This is a genomic window from Pantoea sp. ANP04 (assembly GCF_041982285.1).
Taxonomy (GTDB): Bacteria; Pseudomonadota; Gammaproteobacteria; order Enterobacterales; family Enterobacteriaceae; genus Pantoea; species Pantoea eucalypti.
This window is the reverse complement of sequence record NZ_JAUTYS010000001.1, coordinates 170,986-192,221: the sequence shown is the minus strand read 5'-3', so window position 1 is coordinate 192,221 and position 21,236 is coordinate 170,986. Positions and strand designations below refer to the sequence as shown.

Below are 21,236 nucleotides of genomic sequence, written 5' to 3'. Positions count from 1 at the left end.
GTTGTAATGTCTCTGCAGCCTGTGCGTGTCATCACTTTCTGATTCTTTAGCTTTTCCCCTCTGCGTTTATCGCTGGCAGGTCATTCCCGAGCTGACAGGGTATTTCTCGCTCACTCACTCACTCTTAGTTAATACCTGCGATTTCTGGAGTGGTGACTTTTCCCTATTTTAGTCACGCCTGCGACTGGAAGGGAGTTACATCCACTTAGTCAGCGTTTCAGCAAATCTTCTGCTTAAGCCTTTGCTGCTCGTTGCTCTTTAAAGATCGGCTCAACGGTTAATGCCTTTCCGTAACTAGTGACCATTGACAATATTGGTCACATGATAACAAAATGGCGGCACTCTCCTGCTTACTGTTGAAGGTCATCTATGCTCAGGTTTATTCCCGCCACCCTGGTTGTTTGTCTGCTGCCACTGGCGCTGGTGGGCTGCCGGGACAACGCGTCCAAAGCGGATCCGCGCACCCAGCCGCCGCTGGTCAGGGTCACGAAAGTTCTCAGCGCTGCGGATGACAGTCGCGCATTTAGCGGCATCGTCGTTGCCCGGGTTCAGAGCGACCTCGGCTTTCGGATATCGGGCAAAATCCTCGAAAGGCTGGTGGACAGCGGTCAGCGTGTGAAGCGTGGTCAGCCGCTGATGCGGCTTGATCCGGTCGATCTGCGACTGCAGGCCCAGGCCGCACAGCAGAGTGTTGCCGCTGCGCAGGCACGCGTCAGACAGACCCGTGCCGATGAAGCGCGTTACCACACACTGATGGCAACCGGCGCGGTTTCCGTGTCGGCCTATGACCAGATTCGGGCCGCTGCGGCTACCGCGCTGGCCGATCTGAAAGCCGCGCAGGCGCAGGCCAGCGTGGCGACTAATGCCAGCGGATATGCGCTGTTACTGGCGGATGACGACGGTGTGGTGATGGCAACACTGGCGGAGCCTGGCCAGGTAGTGAGCGCCGGTGAGGCGGTTGTCAGACTGGCCAGAGCCGGGCAGCGTGAGGCGAGCGTTCAGTTGCCGGAGACGCTTCGTCCCGCAGTGGGCAGCGAGGCGCAGGCAACGCTTTATGGTGCGGGCAGTGCGCCCGTGTCAGCCCGGCTTCGGCAACTGGCGGATGCAGCCGATCCGATGACGCGCACCTATGAGGCGAGATATGTGCTGGAGGGCGCACTGGCCAGCGCGCCACTGGGTGCTACCGTCACAATTTCGTTAACCAATAAACCCATGCAAACGCAGCTGAAGGTGCCGCTGGCTGCGATCTATGATGCCGGTAAAGGGCCAGGCGTCTGGGATATTACGGGTCTGCCTGCCACTGTTGCCTGGCGGCCGGTCACGGTGATCGCGATCGGTGACGAGGCGGCGACCGTGACGGGGCAGCTGAATGCAGGCGATCGGATCGTGGCTCTCGGGGCACATCTGTTGCAGCAGGGCGAGCGCGTGCGACCCGATGACGCTGCGGTTGCAGGGAGCCAGCCATGAGCCACGGACGCTTTAATCTGTCAGCACTGGCCGTGCGCGAACGCGCCATCACCCTGTTTCTGATCATCCTGATTACCGTGGCGGGCATCCTGTCCTTTTTCGAACTGGGACGGGCAGAAGATCCGCCGTTCACTGTTAAACAGATGACGATTATCTCCGCGTGGCCAGGTGCGACGGCGCAGGAGATGCAGGATCAGGTGGCCGAACCGCTGGAGAAGCGGCTTCAGGAGCTGCGGTGGTATGACCGCAGCGAAACTTATACGCGGCCTGGCCTGGCGTTCACCATGCTCTCCCTGCAGGACAAAACGCCGCCCTCCCAGGTTCAGGAGGAGTTTTACCAGGCTCGTAAGAAGCTGGGCGATGAGAGCAGAAATCTGCCCGCCGGGGTCATCGGGCCGATGATCAACGACGAGTTCTCTGACGTGACCTTTGCGCTGCTGGCGCTGAAGGCAAAAGGAGAGCCGCAGCGCCTGCTGGTGCGTGAGGCGGAATCACTGCGTCAGCAATTGCTGCATCTGCCGGGTGTGAAAAAGGTCAATATCATCGGCGAGCAGAGTGAGCGCATCTATGTTTCGTTTTCACACGATCGGCTGGCGACGCTCGGTATTACCCCACAGGAAATTTTTGCGGCACTGAACGACCAGAATGTCCTGACGCCTGCGGGCTCGATCGATACTCAGGGACCGCAGGTGTTTATCCGGCTGGAGGGCGCTTTTGATAAGCTGGAAAAAATTCGAGAGACACCGATTGTGGCGCAGGGGAGAAGCCTCAAGCTGGCAGACGTGGCTACCGTGACGCGGGGATATGAAGATCCCGCCACGTTTAAGGTTCGTCATCAGGGTGAACCCGCATTGCTGCTCGGTATTGTGATGCGTGATGGCTGGAACGGTCTGGCGTTGGGCAAGGCTCTGGCTGCTGAAACCGTCAGCATTAATCAGGCGATGCCGTTAGGGATGTCACTGACTCAGGTCACCGATCAGTCCGTGAATATCCGCTCAGCGGTCGATGAATTTATGATTAAGTTCGTCGTGGCATTACTGGTGGTGATGGTGGTCTGCTTCGTCAGCATGGGCTGGCGTGTCGGAGTAGTGGTGGCGGCGGCCGTTCCGCTCACCCTGGCGGTAGTATTTGTGGTGATGGAAGCCTCCGGCAAAAACTTTGACCGCATCACGCTGGGATCGTTGATTCTGGCGCTGGGCCTGCTGGTGGATGATGCCATTATTGCCATTGAGATGATGGTCGTGAAGATGGAGGAGGGCTACGACCGCATCAAGGCGTCTGCGTATGCCTGGAGTCATACGGCGGCACCGATGCTGGCCGGAACCCTGGTCACCGCCGTGGGCTTTATGCCCAATGGTTTTGCGCAGTCCACGGCGGGTGAATACACCAGCAATATGTTCTGGATAGTGGGCATCGCCCTGATCGCCTCCTGGATTGTGGCCGTGGTATTTACGCCTTACCTTGGGGTAAAGCTGCTGCCTGACATCAAAACGGTGGAAGGCGGTCACGCAGCCATCTACAACACCCGCAACTACAATCGCTTTCGCCAGCTACTGACCGGCGTGATTGCGCGTAAAGGCTGGGTAGCAGGCGTGGTCATTGCGCTATTTATTATCGCAGTGCTCGGGATGACGCTGGTGAAAAAACAGTTTTTCCCGACCTCAGATCGGCCTGAAGTGCTGGTTGAAGTTCAGCTTCCCTACGGCAGCGCCATTGAACAGACAGCGGCTGCGGCTGAAAAGATTGAGACCTGGCTTAAACAGCAGCGTGAGGCAAAAATCGTCACCACCTACATTGGTCAGGGACCGCCGCGTTTTTACCTGGCGATGGCGCCCGAACTGCCCGATCCCGCCTTTGCCAAGCTGGTCATACTGACCGACAGTCAGGATGCACGCGAGGCGTTAAAAGTGCAGTTGCGCACTGCGATCGCTCGCGGCCTGGTGCCTGAAGCGCAGGTTCGCGTGACGCAACTGGTATTTGGCCCTTATTCACCTTATCCGGTGGCGTGGCGCGTGATGGGGCCGGACCCGGTACGCCTGCATGTTATCGCTAATCAGGTGGAAGCCGTACTGCGTGCCAGCCCGATGATGAGGACGGTGAACACCGACTGGGGCGCACCCGTGCCGACACTGCATTTCTCGCTGGATCAAAACCGACTGCAGGCCGTTGGGCTGACCTCCAGTGAAGTCGCCCGGCAGTTGCAATTTCTGTTGACGGGCGTGCCGGTCACCACCGTGCGGGAAGATATCCGCGCGGTCCAGGTCGTGGGCCGTGCCGCCGGAGATATCCGGCTCGATCCGGCTAAGATTGCTGACTTCACGCTGGCAGGTGCGGCGGGGCAACGTATCCCACTGTCGCAGATTGGTGAGGTGCAGGTGAAAATGGAAGATCCCCTGCTGAGGCGGCGCGACCGTACACCGACCATTACTGTTCGCGGAGATATTGCTGACTCCCTGCAGCCGCCGGATGTCTCCACGGCGCTGAACAAAGCGTTGCAACCGATCATCGCAACGCTGCCTGCGGGCTATCGCATTGAACTGGCCGGTGCAATAGAGGAGTCCGGTAAAGCGACACAGGCGATGGCGCCGCTGTTCCCAATCATGATTGCGATCACACTTTTAATCATCATTTTGCAGGTGCGTTCTCTGTCGGCGATGGTGATGGTCTTTCTCACCGCACCTCTCGGGCTGATAGGTGTTGTGCCGACGCTGCTGCTGTTCGGTCAGCCGTTTGGTATCAATGCGCTGGTCGGGCTGATTGCCCTGTCGGGTATCCTGATGCGTAACACGCTGATCCTGATAGGTCAGATCCACCATAACGAACAGCAGGGGCTGGCACCTTTTGCTGCGGTGGTAGAAGCGACCGTACAGCGTGCGCGTCCTGTGTTACTGACGGCGATGGCAGCAGTGCTGGCGTTTATTCCACTCACCCACTCGGTGTTCTGGGGAACGCTGGCCTACACGCTGATTGGCGGCACGCTGGGCGGTACCCTAATCACGCTGGTTTTCCTGCCCGCGATGTATGCGATCTGGTTCCGTATTCGTCTGCCACAGAGTAAAACGGCAGTTGTGAAACCGGCGCTGTCGGAATAGTCTCAGGGTGGCGGTTGCCGCTTCGCTGCTTTTTTTAAGCACAGCGGCGGCCGTCGGTTCATTGCCTTAATCTTTTGAAGAAGGTGCATAAAAAGGTAAAAGCTATCAAACATATAGGATGAGACAGGTGTGCGATCCTGAAAATCCTCTATAGAGTAGCGATGAAAATACAAAAAAGAGGTGTGACCATGAGCAATTCCGTTGATGAAGATGCAAAAGATGCAAAGCCTATTGTCGAAGCCGATCGCGAAGCGCCTGAGGGCAAATGTCCTTTTCACGCGGGCAAACCACCTCAGTCAAATCAGGCGCCGGGTGGCGGAACAACCAACCGTGACTGGTGGCCGAATCAACTCCGGGTTGACCTGCTGAACCAGCACTCATCCCGTTCGAACCCGCTTGATGAATCCTTCGATTACCGTAAAGAATTTGCCAAATTAGATTACTCTGCGCTGAAAGCTGACATCAAAGGGTTGCTCACCGAATCACAATCCTGGTGGCCCGCTGACTGGGGCAGCTATATCGGTCTGTTTATTCGCATGGCCTGGCACAGCGCCGGAACCTATCGCTCCGTGGACGGACGCGGTGGTTCGGGCCGTGGTCAGCAACGTTTCGCCCCGTTAAACTCCTGGCCTGATAACGTCAGCCTGGATAAAGCGCGCCGTTTACTGTGGCCAATCAAACAGAAATATGGTCAGAAAATCTCCTGGGCCGACCTCTATATTCTGGCGGGTAACGTTGCGCTGGAAAACTCCGGGTTCCGCACCTTTGGTTTTGGTGCCGGCCGTGACGATGTCTGGGAACCGGATATGGATGTGAACTGGGGCGAAGAAGCGGCCTGGCTGGAACACCGTCATCCGGAATCTCTGGCGCAGTCACCACTGGGTGCCACTGAAATGGGTCTGATCTACGTGAACCCGGAAGGTCCGGAACACAGCGGTGATCCTGCTTCTGCGGCCCCGGCTATTCGTGCCACCTTCGGCAACATGGGCATGAACGACGAAGAGATCGTCGCGCTGATTGCAGGTGGTCATACGCTGGGTAAAACCCACGGTGCCGCACCCGCCAGCCACGTCGGTGTCGATCCCGAAACCGCGCCCATTGAAGCGCAGGGCCTGGGCTGGGTTAACAGCCACGGCACGGGTGTCGGTGCAGATGCGATTACCTCTGGCCTGGAAGTCATCTGGTCTCAGACGCCTACCCAGTGGAGCAACTACTTCTTCGAGAACCTGTTCAAATATGAGTGGGTCCAGACGCGCAGTCCGGCGGGCGCTATTCAGTTTGAAGCGGCTGATGCACCGGAAATCATCCCGGATGCGTTTGATTCCACGAAGAAACACAAACCGACCATGCTGGTCACTGACCTGACGCTGCGTTTTGACCCGGAATTTGAAAAAATTTCGCGTCGATTCCACAACGATCCGCAGGCGTTCAACGAAGCCTTTGCCCGTGCCTGGTTTAAGCTGACGCACCGTGATATGGGGCCAAAAGCGCGTTACATCGGTCCGGAAGTGCCGCAGGAAGATCTGATCTGGCAGGATCCGCTGCCTGCACCGGTTTATCATCCAACCGTGGCAGATATCGCCCAGCTGAAAGAGAAGATTGCAGCATCCGGTCTCAGCGTCAGCGAGCTGGTGTCAGTTGCGTGGGCCTCGGCATCCACCTTCCGTGGTGGCGACAAGCGTGGTGGTGCCAACGGTGCCCGACTGGCGCTGCTGCCGCAACGTGAATGGCAGGTCAATGCCATCGCGGCACGCGTGTTGCCGACGCTGGAAGCGATCCAGCGCGAAGCACACAAGGCTTCACTGGCGGATGTGATCGTGCTGGCGGGTGTTGTGGGCGTTGAGCAGGCGGCGAAAGCGGCTGGCGTCGCGATTGAGGTTCCGTTCACGCCGGGCCGCGTTGATGCGCGTCAGGATCAGACCGACATCGAGTCGTTCGATCTGCTGAAACCGCGTGCTGATGGTTTCCGCAACTACGGCACTGGCTTTGGCAAAACCACCACTGAAAGTCTGCTGATCGATAAAGCGCAACAGCTGACGCTGACTGTGCCGGAGTTAACGGTGCTGGTGGGCGGGATGCGTGCACTGGGTGCTAACTTTGATGGCAGCCAGCACGGTATCTTCACGCACCATGTGGGATCGCTGAACACAGATTTCTTCGTCAATCTGCTGGATATGCGTACCGAATGGAAAGCGACTGATAGCAGCAACGAGCACTTTACCGGACGTGATCGTGTTAATGGGGAAACCCGTTTCACCGCCACCCGCGCCGACCTGGTATTCGGTTCTAACGCGGTGTTACGTGCCTCGGCGGAAGTCTATGCCAGCAGTGATGCCCGTGAAAAATTCGTCAAAGACTTTGTGGCCGCCTGGACCAAAGTGATGAATCTGGATCGGTTTGATATCTGACTGGTGTTAACGCGGTAAAACGCTGACAAGTGACTGCCCCCCAAAAGTTGGTAATCCAACTGAGTAGGGTGCAGTTATTTTTTGCGCGCTATGCTTCTGATGGCAGGTCTGAGGCGATCCTTTTTACTCAGACCTGGTGTGGCAGATAATTACTCGTCCAGTTTCAGCGGCGGCAACTGCGCAAAAATGCTCAGCAGCCCTTCGCCCCAGCCCTTGCGTATCATGTCGAAATAGGGGTGCGTTTCGGTAATTCGATGCTGCTGCGCGGCACTAAAGCTGTCTTTGGGGTAGGTCATCACATCCAGCGGCAGGCCCACGGAAAGATTACTGCGCAGTGTGGAGTCCATCGAAATCAGTGCACATTGCATCGCCTGATCCAGAGCGGTGTCGTAGTTCAGCACGCGATCAATAATCGGCTTACCATACTTACTCTCACCTACCTGGAAATAGGGCGTGTCGTGCGTGGCTTCAATGAAGTTCCCCTGCGGATAGATGTGGAACAGCCGCAGACCTTCCCCTTTAATCTGTCCGCCGAGCAACAGGTTGCAGCTGAAATCTGTATTACCGCCCTGATTTGCGCCGCTGTCCCGGGCGATCACTTCACGCACCGTTTCACCCAGCAAACTGGCGGCATCATACAGGGACGTTACGTTCAGCAGGTTTTCCCGCTCATCGTCTGCGCAGCGACGATGCAGCAGACTGATAATGCTCTGTGTGGTCGCCAGATTTCCGGCACTCTGAATCACCAGCACGCGCTCATCGCTTTGATGAAAAACATGCAGTTTACGGAAGGTGGAAATATGGTCCACTCCGGCATTGGTGCGTGAATCTGAAACAAACACCAGGCCAGAGGACAAGCGCATGGCCACACAGTAAGTCATAAAATGGCTTCCTCAGGTATTCAGGATCATTGCGGAACGTCGAGCATGGCAACGGCGGCAACAGTGCGCATGTCTTCGCTTCCTCCACCTAACCGGATACCGCGGACCGGGCATGCATCAAGATAATCTATGCCGATAGCCAGTTTCAAATGCTGATTCGGTTGGCAGGTGTTATTGGTGACATCAAAGCTCTGCCACCGGTCATCCAGCCAGGCTTCCGCCCAGGCATGCATGGCCACATGTGCGGAGTCTTCCGAGTATAGATAACCGCTGACGTAACGCGCCGGGATACCCAGGCTTCGGCAGCAGGCCAGGAAAACATGCGTGTGGTCCTGACATACGCCGGTTTGTGCGGAAAAGGCCTGGGAAGCGCTGTCTTTTACCGTGGTGCTGCCGGGGTTATAGGGCATTTTCAGCAGCAGTTCGCCCATCAGATTGCACAGACTCTCATGCTGTGCCTGCGGCCGGTAGTAACGACTGGCGAAATCGCGGATCGCGCCATCGGCCAGCGTCAGCGGGCTGGTGCGCAGAAACACCAGTGGTGAGAGATGCCCGCAATTATCGTCTTCCGTATTATCTTCAATCTCCACCACGCCGTTGGCGACAATGGTAATGGCCTGATGGGGCTGGTCGAGTGTCAGAACATGCAGGATATTGCCGTAAGCATCCAGCGTGCGGGTGGCGTATTCCGGCAAGGTCAGATCCCACGACAATATCTTCTGATGACTGGAATCCTGCGGCGTAAGGCGAAGATATTGCGTGCTGTGTTTAACCTGTTGCGCATAGCTGTAATGCGTCTGATGCGTGACATTCAGTTTCATTATTGAGCCTCCAGATAGGTTTGATGAATGCACTCAGCGATGGCATTGGTCTGATCCAGAAACTGCATCAGCCAGGGACTGAGACCCATCTCAACAATTTCGTCCATTTCGGTGAAGCGCAGCTGAGCGTAAAGGGTATGAACGCGACGACGGGGCTGATTACCCGCGCTGCCACCGATCTCATCCAGCTCCTGGGCCATAAGTTCGATGCAGGAAAGCAGAGAACGCGGTAGCTCGCGGCGCAGTATCAACAGCTCGGCAATACCTCTTTGGCTGATTTGCTGCTTATAAAGCGTGTGGAACGCTTCGCGGGCGCTGACTGCACGCAATAGCGTGTCCATCCGGTAGTATTCACGCACCGGATCCTCATCGGCGTTCAACAGCTGATTTTTAGCATCCAGCAGGCGCGCGGTGCTGTCTGCGCGTTCCAGCAGGGTACCGAGGCGGATGAAGTTTTGTGCATCACTGCGCAGCAAGGTGCCAAACATCGCCCCACGGAACAGATGTGAACGCTCTTTGACCCAGTCAAAGAACGCATCTGCACCGGCAGAACCGACGCCCTGACGGCGGATCAGCTTCATCTCTATCCACGTGGCATTGATGCTTTCCCAGACTTCAGAGGAAAGGCTGCCACGCACCGCATGCGCATTGTTCCAGGCCATTTGCAGACAACTGAAAATGCTGCTGTGGTTGAAACTGTCCAGCGCGAAGAAATTAAGCAGATTTCCCATCGACGCCTGCGGATAGTGCTCGTCGAACAGATCCCGCGTGCCGGTCATGGTCAGCGGGACCAGTAAATCATTGTTTTCATCGCGTGCGTGGACATCACGGATCGACATCATCGACAGCTTATTGGTCACGTCCAGCAGGCGTGCAATTGTCTCGGCGCGTTCCAGATAACGTGCCATCCAGTACAGTTCGCTGGCTGTTCTGCTTAGCATGCGTCATCCTCCGTCGCATTTTCTTCCAGTACCCAGGTATCTTTGGTTCCGCCGCCCTGAGAGGAATTCACCACCAGTGAGCCTTCTTCCAGTGCTACACGGGTTAATCCACCTGGTACCAGACGAATTTCGGCGCCAGTCAGCGCAAAGGGCCGCAGGTCGATGTGACGCGGTGCGAGCCCGTTATCGACAAAGGTCGGGCAGGTGGAAAGCGCCAGAGTTTCCTGCGCGATATAATTTTCCGGGCGGGCGCGCAGCAATTCGCGGAACCGTTCGATTTCCGCCTTGCTGGCCTTGGGTCCAATCAGCATGCCGTAACCACCTGCACCATGAACCTCTTTCACCACCATTTTTTCCAGGTTTGCCAGTACGAAAGAGAGATCGCTCTCTTTGCGGCATTGCCACGTCGGCACGTTATTGAGAATGGGATCCTCAGCAAGGTAGTAGCGGATCATCTCCGGAACATACGGATAGATCGATTTATCATCTGCCACGCCGGTGCCTATCGCATTCGCCAGCACCACACCACCGGATCGGTAGACCGACAGCAGGCCGGGAACGCCGAGCATGGAATCGGCGCGAAACGCCAGCGGGTCGAGGAAGGCGTCGTCGATACGTCGATAGATCACATCAATCCTGCAGGGACCTGCGGTAGTGCGCATAAACACCGCGCCGTCTTTCACGAACAGATCGACACTTTCAACCAGTTCAACGCCCATTTGTTGAGCGAGGAAGCTGTGCTCGAAATAGGCGCTGTTAAAGCGGCCAGGTGTCAGTACCACAACGGTGGGATCGTTGACGGTCGTGCTTTCGCGCAGGGTTTGCAGTAAGTGAGAAGGGTAGCGGGAAACCGGCGCGATACGCTGCCCGGCAAACAGTTCGGGATATAACCGCATCATCATTTTGCGGTTTTCCAGCATGTAAGAGACACCAGAGGGCGTGCGAAGGTTATCTTCCAGCACGTAATATTCGCCATCGCCTCCCCGCACCATGTCGGTTCCGGCAATGTGGGCGTAAGTATCACGGTGAAGGTCGATACCCTGCATGCAGGGCTGATACTGCTCGTTGGCCAGCACCTGTTCAGCGGGCACGATCCCTGCCTTGAGGATCTTCTGGTCATGATAAATATCATGCAGAAACGCATTGAGTGCCTGAACCCGCTGACGAATCCCGCGATCAAGCATCTGCCATTCGCTGGCCGGAATAATACGTGGCACGCTGTCGAACGGGATCAGCCGTTCCGCGCCATCGTCTTCACCATAAACATTAAAGGTAATCCCCACCCGGTGAAACAACAGCGCAGCTTCCTCTTTTTTGCGCTGGACGGCCTGCTGATCGGCTTTCTGCAACCACTGCCAGTAGTCCTGATAATGGCTGCGGTGTTTACCTTCAGCCATCAACATTTCATCAAAAAAGGGTGAATCGGAAAGGTCAATCTTGATCATCATCACCTCACAAACAGGACAGGCTGCAATTGAATCGTTCAATAACACTGACGATCAGGCATAAAGTGTGCCAGGGTGCAAAATGGGCTGAAAATCAGGGAAAAAGGGGCGGTTCTGCCCTGTTCGGGTGCGGCTCGCTTTCAGGTTGTGTGAAAAGAGGGCAAAAACAAGGTGCTTACTTTAAATATGGTCGCTGATGAGGCAATTGCCAGTAATGCCAGGAAACGACGCACTTACCGCAGAGTCCGCTTATCGGCTCCATGTGGATCAATTCAAGCTGCCTTAAGCAACATCTGCTCATGGAGCGCAGCAGAAAAACTCCAGGAATGAGAGATCTGTTGAGCGCGAGAAACGGACAGTGAGTGAGACTGAAGCGGTAAGATAATTCAGACATTCAGGGCGATTCAGGCTGCAATTTATGTTTATATAAATTTTGAGAATCAGTAACTAAGAATTTTTAAGAGGGTGGAATGTGCGTATTCGACCATCATCACGGCTGATCATTCTTTCGCCTGAAAATCATGTCCTGCTCTTCAGGTTCTGTCATGAAGACGATGCTCTGAGGGGAAAAACATACTGGGCAACGCCGGGAGGAGGGCTTGAAAATAATGAATCTTTCGAGCAGGCCGCTCTACGCGAATTATTTGAAGAGACGGGTTTGACAGGAACATTAACTGGACCAGAAATAGCGTCCCGAACTTTCACAATGATGTTACCCAGTGGAGAGACAGTACTTGCTGATGAGCGGTTCTTTATGGTAAATGCAAATACCGTCGATCTCGATCGCTCAGGATGGAGTAGCAATGAAAAGGAAGTCATTCGCGATTATCATTGGTGGACAATAGAAGAGCTGATACACACCAATGAGACAATTTTTCCACGCGACTTAATCATTAACATACTTCAAAGCAAGCCGGACGGATCGTCGACGTTAACGGCGTCATGATATTCTGAACCTCTTCACTGACGCAAAACTGTCCACGGTTGTAACCCGTCTTTCTTCAATGTCATGACTTTGCTGCTATCAGCCCGTCACATAACAGCAACTGCCGCTCTCAAATATTTATTAGGGTGAAAATCCTTTCAGAGCCAGGGTTGCCTGAAGAGAAGGGTTATTCAGACTCAAACGCCAAAAAGCAAAAAGCCCGCTTAGTTTCCTAAGCAGGCTTTTCTAATTTGGCTCCTCTGACTGGACTCGAACCAGTGACATACGGATTAACAGTCCGCCGTTCTACCGACTGAACTACAGAGGAATCGTTTGAACGGGGCGCATAGTAACGGCCACGCCGGAGCATGTCAAAGCTCTTTTTCATAAATTCGCGCGACTGCTGAAATAGTCGCCACTATCGCGTGTTATGCCGTGACAGAACGCGCTGCAAGGAGCATTCATGCGGAAAAAGAGGCACGCAAAACTGAGGTGTTTATGAGGTGTTCCGATGGTGCAAAGCGCTTGTCAGACTGCTGTGCGCATGATTTAAGCGGATAGTTTTTTACGGCCGTCACAAAGTCTCTATTCTCGCTTTGTCAGCAACAGAAACGAAACGTAGATTTCATTTCAATCCTGAACAGAATATACGGAGTTGACATGAACAAAGTCAGAATCGGCATGATCGGCAGCGGCTATATCGGGCGCTGCCACGCAATTGCCTACGCCCAGGCCCCCACCGTCTTTGCGCTGAAAGGCGAAATCGTGCGGGAGATGCTGGCCGAAGTGAATCCTGAGCTGGCGGCCCGACAGGCAGCAACCTTTGGTTTTGCGCGTTCAACCGGTGACTGGCGCGCGCTGGTCAGCGATCCGGCGATTGATGTGGTGGATATCTGCGCGCCTAACTTCCTGCACAAAGAGATGGCGCTGGAGGCGATTCGCCACGGCAAACATGTCTATTCAGAAAAGCCGCTGTCGCTGAGCGTGGCGGACGCGCAGGAGATGGTCGCGGCGGCTGAAGCCGCAGGGGTAAAAACGCTGGTCGGCTTCAACTATATGAAAAACCCCACCAGCCAGCTGGCAAAAGAGATCATTGCCAATGGCGAAATTGGTGATGTGGTGCATTTCTACGGCACCCACAACGAAGATTACCTCGCCAGACCGGAAACCCCGCTCGACTGGCACTGTCAGAAAGCGCTGGCCGGTCTGGGTGCGCTGGGCGATCTGGCGGCGCATATCGTCAATATGGCGCACTACCTGGTCGGTGACATTGCAGAGGTCAGCGGCGACATGATGACGGTAATTACCTCACGGCCCGACCCGAAAGCACCTGAACGGCAGTTACCGGTTGAAAACGAGGATCAGGCCAGCGCGCTGCTGCGCTTCTCGAATGGCGCACATGGCGTGATTGAAACCTCACGCATCGCCTGTGGCGCAAAAATGGGGCTGACGTACGTCGTCACCGGCACCAAAGGCACACTGCGGTATACCCAGGAGCGTATGGCGGAGCTTGAGCTTTATCTGCATGACGATCCCGCCGGGCGTCAGGGATTTAAAACCATCCTCACCGGGCCGGCACATCCAGACTACGCGAACTTCTGTGTTTCAGCCGGGCACGGCATCGGATTTAACGATCAAAAAACGGTGGAAATCCGCGATCTGATCAACGGTATCGCGGCGGGTGATCGAATGTGGCCCGATTTCGCAGAGGGATTGCAGGTGCAGAAAGTCCTGGAAGCGATTGCGCACTCCGCAGAGCAGCGTCGCTGGATCGCGGTGTAATGCAGCGTCACAGGTGAGAGGAGATTGCCGCTGCGGCAATGAATGCCGTCGGGCAGGGCGGGAACCTGGGTTTCCCGCCCTGACGTAATCAGATCAAGCCGCTTTTTTCCCACCACAGCTTGTCCAGCGCATAGAACCGATCACGCTGGCTCTCCGGCTGATTGAGATCGCGTTTCCACGGCTTCGCCAGAATATAGTGCAGGTTCTTCACCTCATCATCCTGCCAGAGGCCACGGTGCTGGAAGGGCAGCGTTTTTAACGCATTGTAGATATAAGAGAGCGGTTTCCAGCGTTCCGCGAACACTTCATTCAGCAGATCCTGTTCAGAGAAAGGATAAGCGCTAAGATCATCAATGGCGGCAATACGTTTTTCCAGTGCGTCGAACATTGCGTTGTCAGGCTTCAGCACCAGAAAACCGCCGTTGAGATAATAGTCGACGCTCTCCGGCGCCTGCTCACCGCGTGCCTGCCAGGTGTAATGACACTGCTCTGGCTGCCATTCTGGCGGATAAGAGGCAATCTGGTTGGGATTACAGCGGCAGGCGTGACAGGCAGCCAGCGGGTTTTCACCCAGATCCAGCGTAAACAGCTCATCCATGTTTTTAAGCACCAGCATATCCGCATCCAGGAACACCACGCGCTGATAATCAGTGAGCTGCCATGCGCGCAGCTTGGTCCAGACCTCACCAAACTGCGCCGAGGCGTAATGCTGGTCAAGATCGTCACGCGGATAGAGCGGATCGACCGGTTTAATCACACAGCCTTCATTTTGCAGAATCTGACAGTCAGCGTCTGAAATCGCCGATGTCGTCATCACCACCAGCGGCCACTGGCTCTGGCTCTCTTTCAGCGAACGGTGCAGCGCTTTCACGCCCACCAGATAATCGGGTTGTGTTAACAGCGTTACCCAGGCAAACATAGCTTTCCTCAATCAGTCAAAAAGTGGCGTGATGTAGTCGTTACCCAGTCGGCCCTGCGGGTCGAGCTGGCTGCGCAGGGCGCGGAAGGCGTCCCACTTCGGATAGATCTCACGCCAGTTGTAGCGTTCTTCGTCGTAATACTTGCCCCAGTGCGGGCGTCCACCCTCCTCGGCGAGCAATTTTTCCACTTCAGTCAGGAAGTGCAGCCCTTCCTGAGACAGCGAGCCATCATCGGCGTAATAGACGACAAAGCCGAAAAAGCAGGTGGGCTGGTCAGTTGCCGGGCTGAGCCAGGCTGACGATGCGCCGGTGCAGCGCAGGATAATCGGGTAGTGCATATGCGGACGGTTTTCGGCATACCACTGCTTGATCCGGCGAATAATGGCCGGCGTTTTTGCCAGCGGTACGCCGATTTCCACATTGATCTGGGGGACTGCAATACCACGGCAGAAGAGCTGGTAGATGTCACCGGTAACATCGGTGAAATCACGAAAACGGGTAACGGTGCGGAACTGTTTTCCCCCTTTGCCCTCAATCTGAGTATCGCGATGCATATGCGCCAGCGTCTGGTCGATAGTGTCGTTAAGACTCTCATCAACCTCACCCTCATGTTCCACCACCTGACGACCCTGTGCTTCATAGTGCTCACGCTCTTCGGCACTCGCTTCATGGGCGTTCCAGACGTGCATCAGGTTGTCGTCAACAAACCACCACGCTTTGCTCAGCGGATAGTCGTTGTTCCAGCGCAACAGATCCTCTTCAAGCGTATCGGCGGACACGGCATTCTTGTGGCAGGTGAAAATGCGAAACGGCTGCGTACGAAGTTTTACCGCAGTAACAATGCCCAGCGCCCCGAGAGAAACCTGCGCGGCCGGGAAGTCAGCTTCACCACGAACAAATTCGCGCACGCTGCCATCGGCCAGCACCATCCGGATTGCCAGCGCCTCATCGGCAATCGAACTCTGCTGCAAACCCTGGCCGTGCGTGCCGGTCGCCATCGCACCGGCCAGCGTCTGAATCGCTATCACACCTGGCGAAGATGCCAGCATGCGGTTCATTTCGGTCAGGCTGCGATAAACCTGCTCAAGCGGGGTCGCGCCACCAAAGGTCACGCTCTCTTCATCGCTGGCGAGCTGGCCACTCAGTGCGCTGAGATCAAGCAGCACATCATCATCAGCGACGTGCAGCATGCGGCCTGGCGACAGCTTGCTGCCAATCACCCGAATCTGACCGCGTGACTCCCGAAGAAGTGTCTGTAATTCCGCTTCACTGGCGGGACGCTGAACCTGCTGACGACGACCGATCTGCGCGTTCTGCGCCCAGTTCCACAGTGCATCATCATCGGGTTTAATATGGGTCTGACGAAGCGGATAGAGGCGTGCGTCTCTGGTCACAACAGTATTCCTTATTATTGCATTTAAAAGACAAGTATCACTAAGCGTAGACTATTGCCAATTGCAGTCAGGAATGCCGGTAATTATTTACGGATGTAACGTAACGTTGCGGTGACAGCCAGCTGACGATTGCGGCGAATACTCTCCGCTTCGCTATTATCAGGGCTAAACAGAGCGTTGAAAGTATAACGGTTCGAAACGTGGTGAACGCAGATGCTACTGATCAGGCGATGAACATCAATGGTCTGCACGCCGGATGTAAACACGCCCTGTTGCTGACCCCGTGCCAGGATATCATCCAGCAGATCCAGCGCACTGCGGTTCAGTGCTTTTATCTGCGCCGACTGGGAAATATAGCGACCACGCAGCAGGTTCTCACTGCACACCAGCCGGATAAAATCGGGATGCTCGACATGGTAATCAAAACTGGCTTCCACCAGCCGTGTCATAGCCAGCTCTGGCTCCATCGCCGCAAGGTTAAGGCCCGTTTCATGCTGACGTATCTGCTGATAAACCTGTTCCAGCACGTCGATATAAAGCTGTTCTTTACTGCCAAAGTGATAGACCACCATGCGTTTCGTGGTCTGCGCATGCTCAGCAATCTGCTCCAGCCGCGCACCCTGCATACCAAATTCTGCAAACGTCTTAAGTGCGCCGGCAATGATGCGTTTTTTCAGCCCTTCAGGGTCATTTTTACGTTTTGTTAGTTCTGACATGGTGCTCAATAAAGTGATTCTGACCGGGGAATGTTAGCACAGTGTTGAGTGGCTGCCTGCAACCGCAGGCGCAGCAGATGCGGCAACCTGGCACACGCCGGACGATTGCAGGTATAATCCCGGATAGAATTTCACAGCTTCAGAGACGACTCAGAGACCACAATGACAAAACTCACCTTGCAAGAGCAGATGCTGAAAGCGGGATTGGTATCCAGCAAAAAAATGGACAAGGTTCAGCGCACAGCCAAAAAATCCCGGGTTCAGGCGCGCGAAGCCAGAGCCGCGGTGGAAGACAACAAAAAGGCGCAGCTTGAGCGGGATAAGCAGCTGAACGAACAGCAGAAGCTGGCTGTGCTGTCGAAAGAGTACAAAGCCCAGGTCAAGCAGTTGATTGAGATGAACAAAATTGATGTGGCAAAAGGCAACATCACCTTCAACTTTACCGACAATAACCTGATTAAAAAGATCATGGTGGATAAGCCTACGCAGACGCAGCTGATTAATGGTCGTCTCGCCATTGCCCGCCTGGCTGCCGACGCCAGTGGTGAGAGCCAGTACGCTATCATCCCGGCCAGCGTAGCGGATAAAATTGCGCAGCGTGATGCCAGCGCCATCGTGTTAAACAGCGCATTAAGCGAAGAAGCACAGGACGAAGATGATCCTTATGCTGATTTCAAAGTCCCTGATGATTTGATGTGGTAATTGTATTCTGACCCATTCAGAACGGGCTGGCGGCAGAGAGTTGCATTACCTCGCCGCTGACAGGATGAACAAACGTCAGCCCACTGGCGTGCAGCATCAGCCTTTCTGCCTGTTGGGCGCCCGGCATCAACAGCCCACCGTAAAGATCACAGCCCAGAATCGGGTGCCCCCGCTGCTGACAGTGAATACGAAGCTGGTGGGTGCGTCCGGTTTCGGGCGTCAGCTCAACCCGCGTGACCGGCAACGCGTCTCCCTCACTTCCCTGATAATAACCGCGTTCAGTGACCCGGTAGCGTGACCGCGCGGGTTTGCCCCTGATGGCGCATATCGTCATCCGGGGAAACAACGCCGGATCTTTCGCGATGGCAACATCAATGACTCCCTCATCATCGGACAGATGGCCGCACAGCAGGGCCTGGTAGGTTTTGCTCACGCTACGCTGGCTGAACTGCTGGCAGAGGGCGGCGTTAATCGCCTTGTTTCGTGCAACAACCATCAGGCCGGATGTGCCGAAGTCGAGCCGATGCACCAGCGTGCAGCCAGGGAAAAGGCTGACCAGCCGGTGATGCACCGAATCAAGATTTTGAGGATTTTTACCTGACAGGCTCAGCAATCCGCCGGGTTTGTTGATCACCAGCAGATGTGCATCCTGAAAGAGAAATGTGATCTCATCAAAGCAGGGTGGGGCGATAAACGTATCGATAATGGCAGACATGGTGCAACCGGCAGACAAATGGCCGGAGATCATAACCTATTGCCCGGTCACTGACGACGACGGCAGACTTCACCGGGTCTTTATTCTCCCGTAATGGTTTCACCGCTTTGTGTGGCGAGCGACTGGCTGGCCTGATGCGTTCCGAACCCCGCCTGAGCAACAAATACTGAGCATACCGTCGCGGCTAACAACGTGAGAAGAACAGAAAGTTTCATGGCTGCATCCAGTGCTGATAAGGGCAGTCAGTCTGGCAGGAACGGTGACAGAGACAAACAGAACAATCCGGAAAAAAACTTTTAGTACATTTGAACAGCAACTTGCACGATTTTTAGTGATTTATTCGGGCAAGTCTCGCTTTAACGACTACAGTCTCTGGTGAGGTTGTCATCAATTCGTACCAAATGGAGGATTTTCTGTGTTAATTCAAAACGACGAGAAAGGCCACGTCATTATTGGCGAAGCGGCACTAAGCCTTGCCCTGGGTGAGAAAGAAATCAGTATCGCATCACTCTTTACTCAGCTGGGTTTGATGGCGAAATCTGAAAGCAACGCTGATCGACTGGAGAAAATCGACAAAGCCAGAAACTGGCTGAGTAGTTTTACGTCACCAGCGGTTGCCCAGCAGCAGGTGCCGTACCTGCGAACGCTTGCAGGCCTGAACGAAGAGCTGAACTAGCCCCGATAGAACTGACGCCAGTGGACGTAGTCCGGCTCCGGCCGGAAAACGACGAAGCGGACGACCTCAACGGTTGCGCGAGAGCGTATACCGGCCGGAGATAATGTCAGGGACGACACTTCTCCTGCCCTCAAAAACTGCACCTGTGATCGCGACATTATCCCTTTCTACTACAATCTGCCAGATCCCTTTCTGCCTGCAAACCGCCAGTCTGATACAAATCAGGCGAGAGACACATCGCACCCGCCGTCCAGCCAGATTGTATCGCTGCCATCATATTCAACATCTTCACGTCGTGCCTGCGGCGGCCGTTGCTGTAGGCTTTCTGTTTATCGACTGTCTTGTTGTCTGAAGATAATGACTATTTCAGCCAGCCTCGTTGTGACAAGGCTGGCTGAATTAACGTGCAGAACAGATTGACGCGTTGCTACGGGTTAAAAACTCTCCCAGCTGGCGTCTGCGGATGCCGCCACAGGCACAGCAGGTACTAAACGTGGCGTCAGAACCGGAGTCCGGGTTTGCACGGCAGAGAGACGGAACACAGCCACTGTTTTTTCCAGTTCATCTGCCTGAGACTCCAGAGAGCTGGCTGCAGCGGAAGACTCTTCAACCAGCGCGGCGTTCTGTTGCGTGGTGGTATCCATTTCGGCCATGGCCGTGGCAATCTGAGAAATGCCGCGGTTTTGCTCGTCAGATGCGGCAGCAATCTCACCCATAATGTCTTTAACCTGACTGACTGAGCGAACGATGTCATTCATCGTGGTGCCGGCGCGTTCAACAAACGCAGAGCCATCCTGCACCCGGTCAAGTGACTCGCGAATCAGCGTTTCAATCTCTTTAGCGGCCAGCGAGCTGCGCTGGGCCAGATTTCTCACTTCACCTGCAACCACCGCAAACCCGCGCCCCTGTTCACCGGCGCGTGCCGCTTCCACGGCAGCGTTGAGTGCCAGGATGTTAGTCTGGAAAGAGATGCTATTGATGACGTGAATGATTTCGCCAATTTTCCCTGAACTCTGGCTGATGCTGTCCATGGTGACGATAACATCACGGATAATCTCACCACCGCGTCCGGCATTCACCGACGCATCGGTCGCCAGCTGACTTGCATGGTGGGCGTTCTCCGCATTCTGTTTCACCGTCGAGGAGAGCTCTTCCATACTGGCAGCTGTCTGAACCACGGCGGCAGACTGCTGCTCAGTGCGCGATGACAGGTCGGTGTTGCCTGCGGCAATTTCTGCCGAAGCGCGCGCCACGCTGCTGACGCCATCGCGCACGTTGGTGATGATGTTCTGCAGGCTGATGTTCATTGCATCTACCGCCTGCATCAACTGACCCAACTCATCGCCACGCGTGGTTTTCAGCGAGGTTGTTAAATCACCGCTGGCGATACGCTGCGCGGCATTCAGTGTCTCTTTCAGGGGCTGCGTAATGCTGCGGGTGATCCGCCAGGCAATCAGCAGGCTCAGAATGGCACAAATCAGCGCGGCAAACGCAATACGCCACTCCGCCTGTTTAATGAACTCTGCAGAAAGCTGAGACTGGAACGCAAAGGTGTCAGAGACTGCCGCATTGAGCCGTTCAGCAGCAGCAGTCAGGCTCGCAGATTCGCCTTTTTCTTTCTCTGAAGCATCGATATAGCGCGTTAAAGCCTGGCGCTGCTGCGCAAGCGTGTTAAGTAAGTTTCGCGTGCCATCACTAATGGTGGGCTGAGCAAAAATGTCCAGCTGCTCACTCAGCGTATTAATCGCAGTGTATTCTTCCAGCACCGCATCTCTGCTGGCCTCTGTGGGTTTATCCAGAAACGCTTTTTCAACATTGGCGGCATCAAACAGCGCGGCAGCCAGATGCATGACGGGAAGGGCCGCATCCGGTGACTGAGCCATATCGAGCGATTCAAACTGATGTGCAAAACCGATCAGGGCACCGGGTTTAATCGCATTGAGAGCGGCGGAGGTCGTTTCCGCGGATGCCACGAATTTCTCACGCTGGTTCTTATAGTCGTTGAGCAGCTGTCCCATCAGGGTGACTTTCTGCTGACCAATCTCATCCCATTTGAATCCATCCAGCCGTTTATAAAGCGCTTCTAGATCCTTCAGGGCCTGAACGTTCTGTGACGCAAATTTGGGATCTTTGGTGTACTGGTAGAGGGTACGGTTAAGACGTGCTTTGCCTAAGGTGTTAACCATTTCCACGGTAATTGAGCGCCGGGCAGAGTTGTCTTTGATACTGCGAAAACAGTCAAAAGCCATAAAGGTAATGGCAAGGGAGGCAGCGATAAGGACGATAAAGCCGGCACCCAGTTTTTTTCCGATTTTAATATCAGAGATACGTTGAGAAAGACCCATGAGGTT

The 21,236-nt window shown here is 55.0% G+C and carries 17 protein-coding genes and 1 tRNA gene; 7 read left to right on the top strand and 11 right to left on the bottom strand.

Annotated features, from left to right (window positions below; translation table 11 throughout):
- Window positions 1–369: 369 nt before the first annotated feature.
- The 3 genes from Q7C21_RS00890 (at window position 370) to katG (ending at window position 6,967) form a co-directional block, all read left to right on the top strand.
- On the top strand, window positions 370–1,467 hold the full coding sequence (locus Q7C21_RS00890) for an efflux RND transporter periplasmic adaptor subunit (RefSeq protein ID WP_283543483.1): 1,098 nt from the start codon (window positions 370–372) through the stop codon (window positions 1,465–1,467).
- The gene (locus Q7C21_RS00885; RefSeq protein WP_078804542.1) at window positions 1,464–4,559 is read left to right on the top strand and encodes an efflux RND transporter permease subunit; all 3,096 of its coding nucleotides are present in this window, start codon (window positions 1,464–1,466) and stop codon (window positions 4,557–4,559) included. Before Q7C21_RS00890 ends, Q7C21_RS00885 begins: the two co-directional genes overlap by 4 nt.
- A gap of 188 nt (window positions 4,560–4,747) precedes the next feature.
- Window positions 4,748–6,967, top strand: coding sequence for a catalase/peroxidase HPI (katG, locus tag Q7C21_RS00880; protein WP_004571350.1), 2,220 nt, complete (start codon window positions 4,748–4,750; stop codon window positions 6,965–6,967).
- Between the two features lie 149 nt (window positions 6,968–7,116).
- Here the strand turns inward: katG and Q7C21_RS00875 are convergent, their stop codons facing one another.
- The 4 genes from Q7C21_RS00875 to Q7C21_RS00860 are packed head-to-tail and all read right to left on the bottom strand — an operon-like array spanning window position 7,117 to window position 11,055.
- Window positions 7,117–7,848 carry a proteasome-type protease gene (locus Q7C21_RS00875; RefSeq protein WP_105099003.1) on the bottom strand — a complete coding sequence of 244 codons (732 nt, stop codon included), beginning with the start codon at window positions 7,846–7,848 and terminating at the stop codon, window positions 7,117–7,119.
- Between the two features lie 26 nt (window positions 7,849–7,874).
- On the bottom strand, window positions 7,875–8,669 hold the full coding sequence (locus tag Q7C21_RS00870; protein WP_004571352.1) for a transglutaminase family protein: 795 nt from the start codon (window positions 8,667–8,669) through the stop codon (window positions 7,875–7,877).
- Window positions 8,669–9,610 carry an alpha-E domain-containing protein gene (locus Q7C21_RS00865; RefSeq protein WP_004571353.1) on the bottom strand — a complete coding sequence of 314 codons (942 nt, stop codon included), beginning with the start codon at window positions 9,608–9,610 and terminating at the stop codon, window positions 8,669–8,671. The genes Q7C21_RS00870 and Q7C21_RS00865 overlap by 1 nt, the downstream gene beginning before the upstream one ends.
- Window positions 9,604–11,055 (bottom strand): circularly permuted type 2 ATP-grasp protein, encoded by a 1,452-nt coding sequence (locus tag Q7C21_RS00860; protein ID WP_004571354.1) that lies wholly within the window; start codon window positions 11,053–11,055, stop codon window positions 9,604–9,606. The genes Q7C21_RS00865 and Q7C21_RS00860 overlap by 7 nt, the downstream gene beginning before the upstream one ends.
- Before the next feature lie 472 nt (window positions 11,056–11,527).
- On the opposite strand from Q7C21_RS00860, the gene Q7C21_RS00855 reads away from it, so the two are divergent.
- Window positions 11,528–12,001, top strand: coding sequence for an NUDIX hydrolase (locus Q7C21_RS00855; RefSeq protein WP_033762056.1), 474 nt, complete (start codon window positions 11,528–11,530; stop codon window positions 11,999–12,001).
- 231 nt (window positions 12,002–12,232) lie between these two features.
- Here Q7C21_RS00855 and Q7C21_RS00850 read toward each other — a convergent pair.
- A tRNA-Asn gene (locus Q7C21_RS00850) sits at window positions 12,233–12,308 on the bottom strand.
- 332 nt (window positions 12,309–12,640) lie between these two features.
- On the opposite strand from Q7C21_RS00850, the gene Q7C21_RS00845 reads away from it, so the two are divergent.
- On the top strand, window positions 12,641–13,762 hold the full coding sequence (locus tag Q7C21_RS00845; RefSeq protein ID WP_187513315.1) for a Gfo/Idh/MocA family protein: 1,122 nt from the start codon (window positions 12,641–12,643) through the stop codon (window positions 13,760–13,762).
- 88 nt (window positions 13,763–13,850) lie between these two features.
- On the opposite strand, the gene Q7C21_RS00840 is transcribed toward Q7C21_RS00845, so the two are convergent.
- The 3 genes from Q7C21_RS00840 to Q7C21_RS00830 all read right to left on the bottom strand — a co-directional run bounded on the left by Q7C21_RS00840 (window position 13,851) and on the right by Q7C21_RS00830 (window position 16,792).
- On the bottom strand, window positions 13,851–14,681 hold the full coding sequence (locus Q7C21_RS00840) for a glycosyltransferase family 8 protein (RefSeq protein ID WP_004571356.1): 831 nt from the start codon (window positions 14,679–14,681) through the stop codon (window positions 13,851–13,853).
- A 12-nt stretch (window positions 14,682–14,693) separates the two neighbouring features.
- The gene (locus Q7C21_RS00835; RefSeq protein ID WP_004571357.1) at window positions 14,694–16,076 is read right to left on the bottom strand and encodes a D-arabinono-1,4-lactone oxidase; all 1,383 of its coding nucleotides are present in this window, start codon (window positions 16,074–16,076) and stop codon (window positions 14,694–14,696) included.
- Window positions 16,077–16,159: 83 nt separating this feature from the next.
- Window positions 16,160–16,792, bottom strand: a complete 633-nt coding sequence (locus tag Q7C21_RS00830) for a TetR family transcriptional regulator (RefSeq protein ID WP_008926027.1) — start codon at window positions 16,790–16,792, stop codon at window positions 16,160–16,162.
- 162 nt (window positions 16,793–16,954) lie between these two features.
- Between Q7C21_RS00830 and Q7C21_RS00825 the strand changes: the two genes are divergently transcribed.
- The gene (locus Q7C21_RS00825) at window positions 16,955–17,494 is read left to right on the top strand and encodes a DUF2058 domain-containing protein (protein ID WP_078804538.1); all 540 of its coding nucleotides are present in this window, start codon (window positions 16,955–16,957) and stop codon (window positions 17,492–17,494) included.
- A gap of 16 nt (window positions 17,495–17,510) precedes the next feature.
- On the opposite strand, the gene Q7C21_RS00820 is transcribed toward Q7C21_RS00825, so the two are convergent.
- Both Q7C21_RS00820 and Q7C21_RS00815 read right to left on the bottom strand, forming a co-directional pair.
- Window positions 17,511–18,209 carry an RluA family pseudouridine synthase gene (locus tag Q7C21_RS00820; RefSeq protein WP_182629518.1) on the bottom strand — a complete coding sequence of 233 codons (699 nt, stop codon included), beginning with the start codon at window positions 18,207–18,209 and terminating at the stop codon, window positions 17,511–17,513.
- Window positions 18,210–18,289: 80 nt separating this feature from the next.
- Window positions 18,290–18,424: a hypothetical protein gene (locus Q7C21_RS00815; protein ID WP_255348850.1), complete on the bottom strand. Its 135-nt coding sequence runs from the start codon at window positions 18,422–18,424 to the stop codon at window positions 18,290–18,292.
- A gap of 200 nt (window positions 18,425–18,624) precedes the next feature.
- Between Q7C21_RS00815 and Q7C21_RS00810 the strand changes: the two genes are divergently transcribed.
- Window positions 18,625–18,885 (top strand): hypothetical protein, encoded by a 261-nt coding sequence (locus tag Q7C21_RS00810; protein ID WP_004571361.1) that lies wholly within the window; start codon window positions 18,625–18,627, stop codon window positions 18,883–18,885.
- Window positions 18,886–19,319: 434 nt separating this feature from the next.
- Here Q7C21_RS00810 and Q7C21_RS00805 read toward each other — a convergent pair whose 3' ends face one another.
- A complete protein-coding gene (locus Q7C21_RS00805) occupies window positions 19,320–21,230 on the bottom strand; it encodes a methyl-accepting chemotaxis protein (RefSeq protein WP_004571362.1) in 1,911 nt (636 codons plus the stop codon).
- Between the last annotated feature and the right edge of the window lie 6 nt (window positions 21,231–21,236).

Bases quoted from the DNA above. Each gene is read 5' to 3' on its own strand.
- katG (WP_004571350.1), top strand. From the start codon at position 4,748: ATGAGCAATTCCGTTGATGAAGATGCAAAAGATGCAAAGCCTATTGTC.
- Q7C21_RS00890 (WP_283543483.1), top strand. From the start codon at position 370: ATGCTCAGGTTTATTCCCGCCACCCTGGTTGTTTGTCTGCTGCCACTG.
- Q7C21_RS00805 (WP_004571362.1), bottom strand. From the start codon at position 21,230: ATGGGTCTTTCTCAACGTATCTCTGATATTAAAATCGGAAAAAAACTG.
- Q7C21_RS00840 (WP_004571356.1), bottom strand. From the start codon at position 14,681: ATGTTTGCCTGGGTAACGCTGTTAACACAACCCGATTATCTGGTGGGC.
- Q7C21_RS00865 (WP_004571353.1), bottom strand. From the start codon at position 9,610: ATGCTAAGCAGAACAGCCAGCGAACTGTACTGGATGGCACGTTATCTG.
- Q7C21_RS00845 (WP_187513315.1), top strand. From the start codon at position 12,641: ATGAACAAAGTCAGAATCGGCATGATCGGCAGCGGCTATATCGGGCGC.
- Q7C21_RS00815 (WP_255348850.1), bottom strand. From the start codon at position 18,424: ATGAAACTTTCTGTTCTTCTCACGTTGTTAGCCGCGACGGTATGCTCA.
- Q7C21_RS00875 (WP_105099003.1), bottom strand. From the start codon at position 7,848: ATGACTTACTGTGTGGCCATGCGCTTGTCCTCTGGCCTGGTGTTTGTT.
- Q7C21_RS00820 (WP_182629518.1), bottom strand. From the start codon at position 18,209: ATGTCTGCCATTATCGATACGTTTATCGCCCCACCCTGCTTTGATGAG.
- Q7C21_RS00885 (WP_078804542.1), top strand. From the start codon at position 1,464: ATGAGCCACGGACGCTTTAATCTGTCAGCACTGGCCGTGCGCGAACGC.
- Q7C21_RS00830 (WP_008926027.1), bottom strand. From the start codon at position 16,792: ATGTCAGAACTAACAAAACGTAAAAATGACCCTGAAGGGCTGAAAAAA.
- Q7C21_RS00860 (WP_004571354.1), bottom strand. From the start codon at position 11,055: ATGATCAAGATTGACCTTTCCGATTCACCCTTTTTTGATGAAATGTTG.
- Q7C21_RS00870 (WP_004571352.1), bottom strand. From the start codon at position 8,669: ATGAAACTGAATGTCACGCATCAGACGCATTACAGCTATGCGCAACAG.
- Q7C21_RS00825 (WP_078804538.1), top strand. From the start codon at position 16,955: ATGACAAAACTCACCTTGCAAGAGCAGATGCTGAAAGCGGGATTGGTA.